The 13397-nt window shown below is 32.8% G+C and carries 14 protein-coding genes and 2 pseudogenes; 3 read left to right on the top strand and 13 right to left on the bottom strand.

Going from position 1 to position 13397, the window contains the following annotated elements; translation table 11 throughout:
* From GW534_RS08475 to GW534_RS08445, 7 genes and pseudogenes are all read right to left on the bottom strand, one after another.
* Nucleotides 1-350 (bottom strand): annotated as a pseudogene (locus GW534_RS08475) (class I SAM-dependent methyltransferase); the annotation flags it as partial.
* A 238-nt stretch (nucleotides 351-588) separates the two neighbouring features.
* A complete protein-coding gene (locus tag GW534_RS08470; RefSeq protein ID WP_210253474.1) occupies nucleotides 589-1038 on the bottom strand; it encodes a hypothetical protein in 450 nt (149 codons plus the stop codon).
* Between the two features lie 56 nt (nucleotides 1039-1094).
* Nucleotides 1095-1484, bottom strand: a complete 390-nt coding sequence (locus GW534_RS08465; protein WP_161920609.1) for a thiol-disulfide oxidoreductase DCC family protein — start codon at nucleotides 1482-1484, stop codon at nucleotides 1095-1097.
* Nucleotides 1485-1508: 24 nt separating this feature from the next.
* Nucleotides 1509-1895: pseudogene (locus GW534_RS08460) on the bottom strand (N-acetylmuramoyl-L-alanine amidase); the annotation flags it as partial.
* A gap of 739 nt (nucleotides 1896-2634) precedes the next feature.
* Nucleotides 2635-2820 carry a hypothetical protein gene (locus tag GW534_RS08455; protein ID WP_210253473.1) on the bottom strand — a complete coding sequence of 62 codons (186 nt, stop codon included), beginning with the start codon at nucleotides 2818-2820 and terminating at the stop codon, nucleotides 2635-2637.
* Nucleotides 2821-2842: 22 nt separating this feature from the next.
* Nucleotides 2843-3322 (bottom strand): HD domain-containing protein, encoded by a 480-nt coding sequence (locus GW534_RS08450; RefSeq protein WP_161920607.1) that lies wholly within the window; start codon nucleotides 3320-3322, stop codon nucleotides 2843-2845.
* Nucleotides 3323-3371: 49 nt separating this feature from the next.
* The gene (locus GW534_RS08445) at nucleotides 3372-5213 is read right to left on the bottom strand and encodes an SLC13 family permease (RefSeq protein WP_161920606.1); all 1842 of its coding nucleotides are present in this window, start codon (nucleotides 5211-5213) and stop codon (nucleotides 3372-3374) included.
* Nucleotides 5214-5660: 447 nt separating this feature from the next.
* On the opposite strand from GW534_RS08445, the gene GW534_RS08440 reads away from it, so the two are divergent.
* On the top strand, nucleotides 5661-5924 hold the full coding sequence (locus GW534_RS08440) for a DUF1292 domain-containing protein (RefSeq protein WP_161920605.1): 264 nt from the start codon (nucleotides 5661-5663) through the stop codon (nucleotides 5922-5924).
* Between the two features lie 40 nt (nucleotides 5925-5964).
* Here the strand turns inward: GW534_RS08440 and GW534_RS08435 are convergent, their stop codons facing one another.
* From GW534_RS08435 to GW534_RS08415, 5 genes are all read right to left on the bottom strand, one after another.
* A complete protein-coding gene (locus tag GW534_RS08435) occupies nucleotides 5965-6501 on the bottom strand; it encodes a DinB family protein (RefSeq protein ID WP_161920604.1) in 537 nt (178 codons plus the stop codon).
* Nucleotides 6502-6595: 94 nt separating this feature from the next.
* Nucleotides 6596-8212: an acyl-CoA synthetase gene (locus tag GW534_RS08430; RefSeq protein WP_161920603.1), complete on the bottom strand. Its 1617-nt coding sequence runs from the start codon at nucleotides 8210-8212 to the stop codon at nucleotides 6596-6598.
* Nucleotides 8213-8356: 144 nt separating this feature from the next.
* On the bottom strand, nucleotides 8357-10237 hold the full coding sequence (gene htpG, locus GW534_RS08425; RefSeq protein ID WP_161920602.1) for a molecular chaperone HtpG: 1881 nt from the start codon (nucleotides 10235-10237) through the stop codon (nucleotides 8357-8359).
* A gap of 118 nt (nucleotides 10238-10355) precedes the next feature.
* Nucleotides 10356-10583 carry a GNAT family N-acetyltransferase gene (locus GW534_RS16920; RefSeq protein ID WP_161920612.1) on the bottom strand — a complete coding sequence of 76 codons (228 nt, stop codon included), beginning with the start codon at nucleotides 10581-10583 and terminating at the stop codon, nucleotides 10356-10358.
* Between the two features lie 170 nt (nucleotides 10584-10753).
* Nucleotides 10754-11512 carry an NRDE family protein gene (locus GW534_RS08415; protein WP_161920601.1) on the bottom strand — a complete coding sequence of 253 codons (759 nt, stop codon included), beginning with the start codon at nucleotides 11510-11512 and terminating at the stop codon, nucleotides 10754-10756.
* Nucleotides 11513-11646: 134 nt separating this feature from the next.
* Here GW534_RS08415 and GW534_RS08410 point away from each other — a divergent pair, with 134 nt between their 5' ends.
* Both GW534_RS08410 and GW534_RS08405 read left to right on the top strand, forming a co-directional pair.
* Nucleotides 11647-12195: a phosphatase PAP2 family protein gene (locus GW534_RS08410; RefSeq protein ID WP_161920600.1), complete on the top strand. Its 549-nt coding sequence runs from the start codon at nucleotides 11647-11649 to the stop codon at nucleotides 12193-12195.
* 118 nt (nucleotides 12196-12313) lie between these two features.
* The gene (locus GW534_RS08405; protein ID WP_161920599.1) at nucleotides 12314-13036 is read left to right on the top strand and encodes an NAD-dependent protein deacylase; all 723 of its coding nucleotides are present in this window, start codon (nucleotides 12314-12316) and stop codon (nucleotides 13034-13036) included.
* A gap of 46 nt (nucleotides 13037-13082) precedes the next feature.
* Here the strand turns inward: GW534_RS08405 and GW534_RS08400 are convergent, their stop codons facing one another.
* Nucleotides 13083-13385, bottom strand: a complete 303-nt coding sequence (locus tag GW534_RS08400) for a hypothetical protein (RefSeq protein ID WP_161920598.1) — start codon at nucleotides 13383-13385, stop codon at nucleotides 13083-13085.
* Nucleotides 13386-13397 lie beyond the last annotated feature (12 nt).

Genomic DNA, 13397 nt, shown 5'->3' with positions numbered 1-13397 from the left:
TGTTTACACAAATCAATATCGTAAATATCTCCTACTATATAATCAATTGACGTATTAGCACAATGAGCTAATTCTAAAGCGTATTTTTTATTTTCCTCTGATATATCAAAAACCGTTACTTCCGCACCTAATAAAGACAAGGGTACAGCTTTTCTTCCATTTGAACCGCATAAATTCGCAACTTTCTTGCCTTCAATTTTGTCAAAATACTGTTGATGTTTTTTTAAACTTGCTTTGGGATTTTTTAATATATTTTTTGCCTTATCCATCGGAGTGCCATCTCTTTTATTCCAAAACTCATATGCCCGATACTCCCAAGCATTTTTATTTTTGATACTTTGTTCATTCATTTCCTCCATCCTCCCTTATCGTATAAGGTAGATTATCTTCAATAATCTGAGGTATTTTTTCTTAAACAATCCTGCCCCGTTAGTTGAATAAACTTTGAAAAAATTAATGTATAAAAATACCTCAATATACAATAAATCCATGCTCTGATTATACATTAACTCTAATAATTATACTGCCGAAACCTACATTTATTAAATGCCATATACATTTCCAGTTTGTTTTATTCACAAATGTATATTAAGCTTCTTTTTCTTTACTTAAATTAATCTTTACTAATCTATTCCCAAACATATTTAAATAATAAAAAATAACCGATGTTAAAAAGCTGATTAGAAAATAAACTAAAAAAAGTTTTACATTAAAAAAGTTATCGAATATAAAGGTAAAAACGAATGCTAATACGATTCCACTATAAAGTTGAAGTTGTAAAGCTTTTATCCGGTCAAGTTTCGTATTGAAGGTAAGTGAATCAATATAACAAGCAATCGGAAAAAACCAAATAATAAATAATGGTAATAAATATAAAAAAATTCCCATTGCGCCCTCAAAAAAACTATACATCCAAATGTTTTCTACCTTTTTAAAAGGTAAATAAGCAATTAAAATGAAAAGAAGACTGGCTACTGTACATGTTGCAATAACAATTAATAATTTTTCAATATAATAAAATAAAGTACGAAAAATCATAGCCATCTTCCTTTTTTGTTTTATTTAACCCTCCAGCTTCAATAAACCTGTTAACTTTACAAAAACCGCTTCCGTATGTCAGGTGTAGGTACAAGACACGAACTACGCTTTTTAAACCATTTATACCGATTGTTAGCAATAAATTTATACAGTGGGTCTCTAACTTTTCTAGGAAGTACAAGTAATATTGTGAATGTTTTCCAACCACCATGCAAATGTTTACAGATTTGTAATACTGCAGATGATTGACTATAATACCGTTTATTTTCTATCAAAATTAAACTATCAACATCTGTTGGAACTTTATAAGCTTTTAATAACTGCTTCCCGATTTCACTATCTAAAGATGCAAAGGAAAAATATGCGTCTTTATCCCGCTTAATTATAAATTGTACACTTTTACTACAAAGGTTACATTCACCATCAAACAATATGATTGCTCCCATATCGTAACCTGCTTTCTAAAAAATTTAAAAACCAATTCTCGACCAATCAAACAAACTACCAGGATCAGTTCTTCGATCTGTGTACTCATCATGGCCAATAATATGTTTTCGGTCCAATTTAATCGTCGGATTACGTTTTGCAATATCATCGATTAATAACTTTAAAGATTCATATTGTGCATCGGTATAGCCAATATGTACAGGATCAATACTTTCATAATCTACATGCGGAACGAGCTTATGTAATTCTTCTTTTGTTCCAATCGCTAATAATTCAATCCCAATTGAATATTGGTTTAATTTGTTTTCATAATGCGGATAGTCAGGTAAACTCCCTTTACCTGCATGCCAAGCAGCCCGGTCTTCATCAACCATCCGATAAATTTTTCCTTCACGGTCAATTGTATAATGGGTTGAAACTTTATTTTTTTTAAAATATTATATATTTTATAAATATTATATGGGTTATCTGGATTGTTTGCAACATCGGAAGAAAAATGGATTACAATATGGGTTATTTCACCCTTACGTTCCTCTGAGTTAGATAAAGGTAAGTACATATCTATAACATCTAAAATTGTTTTGCTAAATGCATTTTTAGGTTCTTCATTTTCAGTTTTTTGTTCTTTTTCTTCTGTTTGATTAACAACCTCTTCAGATGGATTCCCCTCTTCTTCTTGTTCTTGATTAATATCCTTTTCCTCTATAGTGTTCGATTCATTTTGATTATGTTCTTCGTTTTATTCGTTTTGAGCTGTAATCTCACTTTCTAGCTCATCCTTATTTTGCTCAGCACCATTTTGTTTTTCTAATTGTGAATCTTGTTTCTTATTTTCTTCCGTAATTTGTTCTATTGTATCATCCTTCCCCTTAATTCGTTCTCATTTGACTGCATATTACAAGCAGATAGAACCAACAAAGATAATAATATTATGTAAACTACTCCTCTTTTCAAAGTTATTCGCATCCTTTACATTTTTCTTTTACTATTATTTTGAGAGAATAAAAGAAAAAAATCAAGAATGCAATATTAACTCTAAGAAAAAGGAAGAACGAAATTTACATAATTATACTTTTCCACAATAAAGTGGAATTATAAATAAAAAACCACCACACAATATTCTCGATGTGGTGGATTAAAAAATTATATTTACCTTCCTATTAATATATCGACATCAACGGTAATTTCAGCTGATTCCTTTTGTAAGAATTTATCTATTTGGTTTTCATCTATACCCCATGTTAATGGTGTCATTTCGACGAGGGCTGCTAACGCTTTACGATTCAACTCTGATTTAGTTACTAGTAATATAATATACAATGGATTTAATCTCAAATAGATACATTAGAAAATTTTATTAACTAGATGGGATACCAGCAAAAATACGATTAACTTCCTTTTTTAATTCGATAAAGATGACTTCATCGGAGATATTCTTTTCTAATTGTTCTACGATACTTCGATAAATGGACCGTATGTTATGCAATTTGTCTGCACAAATGATTAAACATAAGTCTCTTGTTGCGTTTTTTAAGTAGTTAATCGTTGCTTGCTCCCGTTCTTCCCATGATAAACTTTTATTTTTTTCTGATGCACCTTGCACAAGTTCGGCAATATATTTTCCAAACTGACCCTGAATTTCTTCAATCGTTAGGTCTGTATCTTCCACAGTATCATGTAATAAACTAGCAACGATTACTTCTTCTGAATAACCGTACATCGAAAGCATCATTCCTACAGAAAAAGGATGTGTAATGTATGGTATATCCGTTGTTTTACGATACTGGCCGTCATGGGCTTTCGTTGCAATTTCAATCGCTTTTTCGATTAACTCCATCCTTCAATTTCCTTTCTATTATTAATAAAAGAAAACCATTTAACCCCCATTAAAACGGAAATAGAAATGGAATGACAATAATCATAACTACCGCCATTATTAAAGTTAATGGTAAACCTACTTTGAAAAAGTCCATAAACTTATAATTTCCTGCTGTCATAACTAATGCATTCGTTGGTGATGAAAATGGTGTTGAAAAAGCCATACATGCTGCTACACCGACAGACATTAACATCGGATATGGACTTACTCCCATTTCAATTGCTGCATTCATTGCAATAGGTGCAAATAACACTGTAGTAGCTGTATTACTCATGATTTGACCGAATAATGTTGCCACAACATATAAACCAGCTAATACTCCAATTGGTCCCAGATCACCTAATAGATCGATAATTCCATTAGAAATAAGCGTCATGCCACCTGTATTTTCCAATGCGGTGGACCAAGGTAACATGGCTCCAATTAAAATAATTGATTGCCAATTTATTTGCCCATATGCATCATCCATATTTCGTAAACATCCGGTTAAAACCATTAAAATTGCTGCTATCATGACAGAAACGACCGTTGGAAAAACATTAAACACCATTAGCATAATCATTAAAAGTAATATTCCTGCTGCAATTGGCGCTTTGCCGTTTGCTGCTGCTTGAGAAGCGATCTCTGTTGGTTTCCCGACAACAACCACATCACTTGTATCATTCGCTAAAAACTCAATATCTTCCCATTTTCCTTGAATTAGTAATGCATCACCGAAACGTAGACGCACGTCGGAAATATTTTCAGAGATAAATTCACCTTTTCTATTAATTCCAATAATATTTAAATTATATTTTTTACGAAAGGCAGATACTCCTACAGTTTTATTTATTAAAGTGGAATTCGGTTGTAATAATGCTTCAACAACTCCAATTTTATTAGAGACGAGCTGTTCATGTTCATTATGTTTTTCAATTTCTAATTCGTAATCTACAGCAAACTTTGCGATTTGCATCGGTGTTCCTTGAACATATAATATATCATGTGCTTCAATTATACTATTTGGTCCAGCCATTTCTTGTTGGGTTGGAGATGGTAACAACTGTATTCCTTCGTTTGTCTTTCTTTTGATTTTTAAAACAACGAGATGATAGTTCGTTGTTAATTTCAACTCTTTTAATTTTTTGTTTACGATAGATGAGTTTTCTGGTACATAAATTCGATGTAAGTTTTCATTTAAATGATAACGCTGAATTAATGTATTTGGAGACGATCTTTTATTATTTGTAACTTGTTTTTGCTTATCTTTTGGCAATAATGTATTCCTAACTAGTAATAAATATGATAAACCAATGATAAAAGCGATTATTCCAATAGGTGTAATACTAAAAAAACGAAGTCCTTCATAACCGTTCGCTTCTAAAGTTTGGCTAACTAATAGGTTCGTCGGTGTAGAAATTAGCGTCATAAACCCTGATAAATTAGCAGCGAATGCGAGTGGGATTAAAAACTTAGATGTACTAACTTTCATACTCAAAGCGATCCCAATTACGATAGGTAACATAATCGCAACCGTACCGGTATTGCTAATAAAGGAGCCAATGATAGCAACGACAATCATTAATAGAACAAATAATTTCGTTTCATTACTGCCTGCATAACGTAAAATAAATTGACTGCCTTTTTGTGCTAAACCTGTTCGAATAATTCCTCCACCGACAACGAACAATCCAGCGAGCATGATCACAGTAGAATTAGCAAATCCCGCTAACGCCTCTTCCGTACTAATGATTCCAAATAGCACTAGAGCTAATAACGAAAGTAATGCGACTAAATCAGCGCGAATTTTTCCACTAATAAAAAGTAAAATCGTAATCAATAATATAATAAATGTTGTTGTAAGTTCCATATAATGCATCCTTTACTACAGTAATAACAGATTATATTGTAACAGAATTATCTATAAATTTGCGTGTTAAAAATGATAAATTTGTCACAAGCTAAATTTGTATCATCTTTTTTTATTTTTATTTAATTTATCTAAATAATCCATCACAAAATATAATCCCGAAGGTACACTACTTAAAAATGTAGCAATTAACCCGTAATAAAAGAATTGCCAATTTCCCGTAAAAATCGATAGCACAAAGCATATAAAGGGAATACCGATACAAATAATACTAAAAACAATATAAATTGATTTGTTATTTCTCACACGATAGCCCCCTATTAAACAGAAGTTTGAATAAATCATACTCCACTATATTTTATGACTATAAAATTGGTAACTTTTAACTGATTATTAATTATATCGTTACAAATACTGAAAAATAGATGTAGTACAGGAGGAGTTAAAATGCCGATAAAATTAAGAGATGCTGTAACTATTATAGATGAGCACGGCGAAGAAACGGAGTTTTTTGTTGAAGCATTATTCGATGTTGATGGAGAAGCATTTGCCCTTATTCGTAAAGAAGATAATTCAATGTTACTCACGAAAATCGAAGAGGACCATAACGGAGAACAATATTTAGTACCGGTGAGTAACCCAGAGAAAAGTGCCAATATATTAGATGCTTATCAAATCGCTGTTGAAGCAAATCCTGCTGACAGAATATAAGAATAGGATGGCGGTCGCATAAAAGCTTCCGCCGTAACAATTAGTTTTTTGGAAAGTTGCTTGCATTAATATAACGTTCTTTCAATAAGGTGCGATGATGAATTTCATGCCCCGCGATGATATAAGCTAAGGCGCGAACGGTCAAATCCGCTCCATTAGCGTTCCCCCAATATTTCCAAACATCTTCCCTCAACGTTTTTAAAAAATCGATTGTAGATTTACGTACATTTTTAAAATCATTTAATAATTGATCAATTGTGAAGCGGTTAAATTGTGCTTCTTTCACAAATAAGTCTTGGTCATGCCCTGGAAGTTTAGTTTTTTCCCCACGAGAAACACAAAAAAGTCGATAAAACAAATATCGTTCAGTATCTGCCATATGACCAACAACTTCTTTAATATTCCACTTTCCTGGCTCATATCGAAAATTTGCCTGATCTTCGGTAAGATTTTCTACTAGTTTACAAGTTTCATTAATTTGATCTGATAAAATTTCTACAATATTCCCATTAGGAACAAGCTGCACATAAGGAGCAAAATATGTACCATATTCATTTTCTTTAGGTCTATTCAACATTAAAGCCCTCCTATTAATTGAATTGTTTCAACATTAATTTTATTTTATCACAATAAAAAGCAAAAGGGCTGAAGAAAACCCGCCCTTTTGCGATTTATGATTGCTCAGCAATATTTTTATATATTTCCCTTAACTCTCGTTTTAACACTTTTCCACTTGGATTTTTCGGTAATTCTTTCGTAAATACAACATATTTCGGTTGTTTAAACTTCGATAAGTTTTTACGACAATACGTAAAGACCTCATCTTTCGTTAATAAAGAACCTTCTTTCGGTACAATAACTGCCGTTACTGCTTCAATCCAATATGAATCAGGAACTCCGATTACAGCTACTTCTGAAACGCCATCAATTTGATAAATCGCTTCTTCTACTTCACGGCTAGAAACATTAACACCACCTGTTTTAATCATGTCCTTTTTCCGGTCAACGACAGTAATATAACCTTCTTCATCCATATAGCCTAAATCTCCGCTATGCATCCAGCCTCCCTTAAAAGCTTTTGCGGTTTTTTCTGGGTCATGTAAATAGCCCTTCATCGCATGGGGAGTTCGATGTACAATTTCAATTTCACCAATTTCTCCTCGGGGTACTTCATTTCCATTGTCATCAACGATTTTCGTTTGTACATTAAAACTAGGTTTTCCAGCGGAACCTAATTTCCGTAATTGATCTTCTGGTTGTAAGATGGTTCCTAATGGAGCAATCTCAGTCTGTCCATAGAAATTCCAAAATTTTGCTTGCGGTAATTTCTCCATTAATTCTTTTAAAACTTCCATTGGCATAATTGCTGCACCATAGTAACACTTTTTCAATGATGATAAATCACGTTTTTCAAAATCTGGGTGTCTAAGTAAACTAATCCATACAGTTGGCGGACAGAACAATTGAGTTGCTTTTTCTTTTTCAATCGTCTCTAAAATGACTTCTGGATTTGCTCCTTCAAGTATAATCCCGCTAGAACCTAAATAAATACTCGGTCCTAAGAAACAATGGAGTTGGGCGCTATGATAAAACGGTAGAGCGTGAATACAAACATCATCTTCTGCCATTCCACCGCTAATAATACAGCTAACGTATTCGTTAACGATGCTTTTATGGGTTAACATGACGCCTTTCGGCCGTGATTCTGTACCACTTGTGTAAAGCACATGGACTACATCATCATCATCTAAATCCGCATCAACGAAATCAGTTGGTTGACCTTGACGTGCAACGGATAACGGTGTCCAATCAGATAGGTCTTCATCTAACTTTTCATTTCGGTCAACATCCATCAAATATCTTACTTTAATTGTTAAATCGCTAGCAGCTTCATCAAGAGTTTTAGCACATTCGATAGAAGATATTAGTCCACTAACTTTTGCATGGTTTAAAATATACTCTACATCCTCTACATTTAGCATAAAGTTTATCGGAACTAAAACTGCTCCAATACGGGCTAAGGAGAATTCGCTAATAACAAAATCAAGACTATTTTTTGACATTAAAGCAATCATATCACCTTTTTCAATGCCATCCTTTAATAATGCACGTGCAGTTTGATTTACAAGATCGTCTAACTCAGCATATGTAAGTCTGGTTCCTTTGTAAGCGATCGCAATTTTATCCGGTAACCTGTCCCTTGTTCTTGCTAAAATATCACCCAAAGTATTTCTTCGAATTCTTTTTAACATGACATCAAGTTCCTGTAAACCTACGTTAGCGCCCATAAAAATATCCCCCTTTATTCGTTTGGTGGAAAAATCCCAAAATTTACAATTTTATTATAATTATAAAGGGATAATTTTACAATGAATTAACGAAAAAAACTGTTCTGAAACTGAAATGTTCAGTCAGAACAGTTTTTTTCGGAATTAAACCATAACTTTACACATATCGTTTGTAAACTCCACTGGGTCTTCTATCGGTAGTCCTTCTATTAACAATGCTTGATTGTATAACAGTTTAGTATAAAGTTCTAATTTTTCTTTATCTTGCTCAAAAGCATTTTTTAATGATTGGAAGACTTCGTGGTTAGTATTAATTTCTAGTACTTTTTCTGCTTTAACACCTTGACTATTTGGCATTTGATTTAACACTTTTTCCATTTCAATCGTTACATCGCCTTCTGTCGATAGGCATACCGGATGGGTCTTTAAGCGGTTAGAAGGTTTCACTTTTTTTACTTTATCGCCAAGAACTTTCGCCATATGTTCGAATAAATCTTTATTCTCTTTTTCTTCTGCTTCAACTTGCTTTTTATCTTCGGTAGATTCGATTCCTAAATCACTGTCAGATACAGATTTAAATTCTTTCTCTTTATAGTTCATTAACATTTTAATAGCGAATTCATCAACGTCTTCTGTAAAGTAAAGAATTTCATAACCCTTATCAGCTACAAGCTCTGTTTGTGGTAATTTTTCAATTCGTTCGATCGAATCACCTGTAGCATAGTATATATATTTTTGATCCTCTGGCATACGGGATACATATTCGTCTAAAGTAACCAGCTTTTTCTCTTTCGATGAATAGAACATAATTAAGTCTTCTAAATCTTCTTTATGGGCACCAAACTCATTATAGACTCCAAATTTCAGAACCCGTCCAAAGGATTCATAGAATTTTTCATATTTTTCGCGTTCATTTTTTAATAAGTTTAGTAATTCGCGTTTTATTTTATTTTTAATATTTTTCGCAATAACTTTTAATTGACGGTCTTGTTGAAGCATCTCCCGTGAGATATTTAACGAAAGATCAGGTGAGTCAACTAGTCCTTTTACAAAACTAAAATGATCCGGTAGTAAGTCGGCACATTTTTCCATAATGAGCACGCCGTTTGAATAAAGCTCCAGACCTTTTTCATAGTCTGTCGTATAAAAATTAAACGGAGCTTGTTCAGGAATGTAAAGAATAGCGTCATAGCGAATGGTACCGTCTACTTTTATATGTATATGTTTTAATGGTTTATCAAAGCCAAAATGCTTTTCATTATAAAAATTCTCGTAATCTTCGTCTTTTAGCTCATTTTTATTTTTCTTCCAAATCGGTACCATGCTGTTTAATGTTTCTTCTTCTTTATAATCAACATACTCATTACTGTCGTCATCTTTCGGTTTACTTTTCGTTACTTCCATTTTAATTGGGTAACGAATAAAGTCGGAATACTTTTTAACGATTTCTTTAATGCGCCATTCATTTAAAAATTCATCGTAACTTTCATCTTCGGTATTATCTTTTAAAGTTAAAATTATATCGGTACCAACTTCATTCTTTTCAGCTGGTTCAATTGTATATCCGTCAACACCAGACGATACCCATTTATATGCTTCTTCACTTTTTAATGATTTACTGATTACGGTAACTTGTTTTGCAACCATAAAAGCAGCGTAAAAACCGACACCGAATTGTCCGATAATGTCATGACCGTCTTTTATTTCATTTTCTTTTTTAAATGCTAAAGAACCACTTTTTGCAATCGTACCGAGGTTTGTTTCTAACTCTTCTTTCGTCATACCAATTCCGGTATCGCTAATTGTTAATGTACGCTTTTCTTTATTTGGTGTAATTTTAATATAGTAGTCATCTTTGTTAAATGTTAATGAATCATCCGTTAATGCTTTATAATAAATTTTATCAATCGCATCACTCGCGTTTGAGATTAATTCACGTAAAAATACTTCTTTTTTTGTATAAATGGAGTTAATCATCATTTCTAAAAGCCTTTTTGATTCAGCTTGGAATTGTTTTTTCTCCATGAAAAACACTCCTTTCACAAGTAATCTTATTTATTCGCAAAAATTAGCACTCTTAATAAGTGAGTGCTACTTTAACCAATAAGAATTATATCCAAAAACGTTTCGCTCTGTCAATTTATCATACGCATAGATATAAATAATGGTAGCGGTGATTTTGTAAGGTGATCGTCTTTTTATAAGTAAAACCAACCTGTTCATATAATTTCTTAGCTTTAACATTGTTTTCTTCAACAACTAAGGCTACCGTAGAATATCCTTTATCCTTTGCTCGTTGAATAGAAGCTTTTAGTAACTCAGTTCCAATTTTTTGATTTCTATAGTTTGGATGAACACTTAATGAATCTATATAAAATCGGTTTCATCCGCTACCCTTTCTATTGTTAGTTCCTTACCTGTTTTTTTGCGTAAAAATTGTTTAATTGGTTCATCGAGATTAGCAGCATCTTTTCCGTAGTAAGAAAGGGCTAATCAAAAATAAAAATGCATTCTGTCGTTATTTACAAAATGCCTTTAAATCTAGTAATTAAACTTAAATTCAAGGGCTTCTAATTCCTCTGGCTGCATTACTTTTTCAATATATTGAATTTCGTCTTTCCCTAATAATAATACTGTTGAACTTCTTGTCCCGTAATCGTTACTTGAAATATATAAGGGCGATAGCATTCGTTCCAACTCTAAAGGTACGCCGGTGTTCGGTAAAAGTTCGTCTGGAAAAGGATCTGCTTTTTGCAATAATTCAAACAAACGTTTGATTAAATCTTCTTCGCCCGATACTATAGTCTCTTTCAATTCATATTTTCCTGTTGTTACTTTCGGCCATGGAGTATTTAGTAAATGATTGCTTAATCCATAAATACCTGGTTCTAGTTTTTTTACTGAACCGTTTTTATTTGAAAAATAGAATAATTGTTCATGATTTCCTACGAGTAAATTATAACCCGGGTATTGCTCCTTCGTTTTTTCCAGACCTTGCATATATTGAGTAATTTCACCTTCAAAAGTTAAAGCATTTGTAACTAGCTCACCCCGTGACCGTTTGCCTGTGGCATTCATTTCTTCCGGGCTCCGGTAATTCGTAATAGCAGCAAATCGTCCTTGTTTCGTCACACCCATCCACGTACCAAGCTTCTCTAAATCTCTTCCCGCTAATATATTCGGTTCATCTTCCCAAAAATGAGCTTGTGCAGTTGGTCTTTTAAAAAATTCATCACGGTTTGCCGCAACAATGAGCGGGTATTTTTCATGCACTTTATAAGCAAATAAAATTAAACACATATCATCACACCTTAGCAAAAAATATTCTAAGTTTTTTCTCATTTTAATTGTAATCGATATTTAATATACTTTAAAATAAAATTAACTTTAATATAACATTTTCCATATATGTTTATATTGAATGGAGGAGAGAAATGCGTTATGTTCATGTACTTCAAGAAATCGAATTAAAGGTATTTCATACAATCAACCGTAGTTATAACCGAAAAATGGCCAATCGTTATTTTAGCTTTATAACACATCTTGGCGGAGCAATTTTTTCAATCGTTGCCGTATTCGCTATGTTAATTTTTTCAAATGGTACATTACAGTTAACCGCCACTGCAAGTGCAATTTCATTAACGGTCAGCCATGTGATTGTACAATTAGTGAAACGTTTTTTCCCAAGGAAACGACCATACATTGTTTTGAATGAGATTTATGTTACGAATAAACCGTTAAAGGATCCTTCCTTCCCATCTGGTCATTCAACAGCCATTTTTTCAGTCCTAATTCCATTTGTTTTGTATAGTCCTACATTCTTATTTTCCATGATACTTTTGTTTCTTGCTTTTAGTGTCGCAATCTCAAGAATCGTTTTAGGACTACATTATCCGTCTGATGTGTTAGCTGGAATTTTATTAGGAAGTTTTACTGGATACTTGTCATTCGTCCTTATTAACCAATATTTTATTATCATTTAATTGCATTTATATATTATTTACTTATGATGAGCATAGGATAAAAGTACGATTATTAGCCTTCTCATAAAACAATCGTATAATATAAATAGAGATTATGATATTTTATTAGGAGGCAAAAATGTTAGAAAAGTGGTTGAAAGAATCGAATTATACCGTAGTTTTTACGGGGGCTGGCATGAGTACGGAAAGTGGATTACCTGACTTTCGATCTTCTAACAATGGTTTATGGCGTAAAAAAGATCCGAGTCAAATTGCATCAACAAAAGCGTTGAATGAAAATGTCGAAGAATTTATCGAGTTTTATAAAGAACGTGTTCTTGGTGTTAAACAATACGGTCCTCATAAAGGACATTATATTTTAGCGAAATGGGAACAAGACGGTTTGATTAAATCAATTATTACTCAAAATGTCGATGGGTTTCATACAGAAGCTGGTAGTAAACAAGTGGCTCAATTACATGGTACGCTACAAAAATTCCGATGCCTAAATTGTAATAAAGAAATCGATAGTGAGATTTTTATAAAACAGAAACAATATTGTGAATGTGGAGGCGTACTTCGGCCAAATGTCGTTTTATTTGGGGAAATGCTTCCTCAAGATGCCTTTCAAATGGCTTATTCAGAAGCGGAAAAAGCAGATCTCTTTATCGTACTCGGTTCCTCCCTTTCAGTGACACCCGCGAATCAATTCCCAATTATAGCGAAACAAAATGGAGCTAAATTAGTCATTGTCAATATGGAACCAACTGAACTGGATATGTATGCTGATGAAGTGATTCATGGTAGAAAAATTGGTGAGTTATTAGAGGAATTAGATAAGAAAGTTAGCGTTGAAAATTAAGTAAAAAAAGCAGTGGCATTGATATGTATCACTGCTTTTTGTCTTATTACCCCTCTTTCTTTTGCTCTTTCTCTTCGTCCTCAGTATTAACGCTAATCTTTTTACAACCTACATAAAGACAAGAATATACTTCTAAGTCAGGATGAGCACTAGCTATTCCTTTTATATACGGCGTAACAATGCTGCGGAAATTTTCGGTAACCCCTTCTTCTTCTACAATGCCATATACATAAATTTTTTTCTCATCAAACATAAAAGCGACATTTCCGACTGCATTTTCTTTAGAGTCAACGACATTTAATATTTGAAAATGTTGATGCATCAATTCTGGTGAAAAAAATATTTCCATATTTGTCACTCT

The organism is Pallidibacillus pasinlerensis (genome assembly GCF_009996845.1).
Lineage (GTDB): Bacteria > Bacillota > Bacilli > Bacillales > Caldibacillaceae > Pallidibacillus > Pallidibacillus pasinlerensis.
Note: the sequence above shows the minus strand (reverse complement) of the source record. Positions and strands in the feature narration are given on the sequence as shown.

Excerpts from the sequence above, each read along its gene's own strand:
- GW534_RS08470 (WP_210253474.1), bottom strand. The coding sequence starts at position 1,038 with ATGATTTTTCGTACTTTATTTTATTATATTGAAAAATTATTAATTGTT.
- GW534_RS08465 (WP_161920609.1), bottom strand. The coding sequence starts at position 1,484 with ATGGGAGCAATCATATTGTTTGATGGTGAATGTAACCTTTGTAGTAAA.
- GW534_RS08450 (WP_161920607.1), bottom strand. The coding sequence starts at position 3,322 with ATGGAGTTAATCGAAAAAGCGATTGAAATTGCAACGAAAGCCCATGAC.
- GW534_RS08445 (WP_161920606.1), bottom strand. The coding sequence starts at position 5,213 with ATGGAACTTACAACAACATTTATTATATTATTGATTACGATTTTACTT.
- GW534_RS08440 (WP_161920605.1), top strand. The coding sequence starts at position 5,661 with ATGCCGATAAAATTAAGAGATGCTGTAACTATTATAGATGAGCACGGC.
- GW534_RS08435 (WP_161920604.1), bottom strand. The coding sequence starts at position 6,501 with ATGTTGAATAGACCTAAAGAAAATGAATATGGTACATATTTTGCTCCT.
- GW534_RS08430 (WP_161920603.1), bottom strand. The coding sequence starts at position 8,212 with ATGGGCGCTAACGTAGGTTTACAGGAACTTGATGTCATGTTAAAAAGA.
- htpG (WP_161920602.1), bottom strand. The coding sequence starts at position 10,237 with ATGGAGAAAAAACAATTCCAAGCTGAATCAAAAAGGCTTTTAGAAATG.
- GW534_RS08415 (WP_161920601.1), bottom strand. The coding sequence starts at position 11,512 with ATGTGTTTAATTTTATTTGCTTATAAAGTGCATGAAAAATACCCGCTC.
- GW534_RS08410 (WP_161920600.1), top strand. The coding sequence starts at position 11,647 with ATGCGTTATGTTCATGTACTTCAAGAAATCGAATTAAAGGTATTTCAT.
- GW534_RS08405 (WP_161920599.1), top strand. The coding sequence starts at position 12,314 with ATGTTAGAAAAGTGGTTGAAAGAATCGAATTATACCGTAGTTTTTACG.
- GW534_RS08400 (WP_161920598.1), bottom strand. The coding sequence starts at position 13,385 with ATGGAAATATTTTTTTCACCAGAATTGATGCATCAACATTTTCAAATA.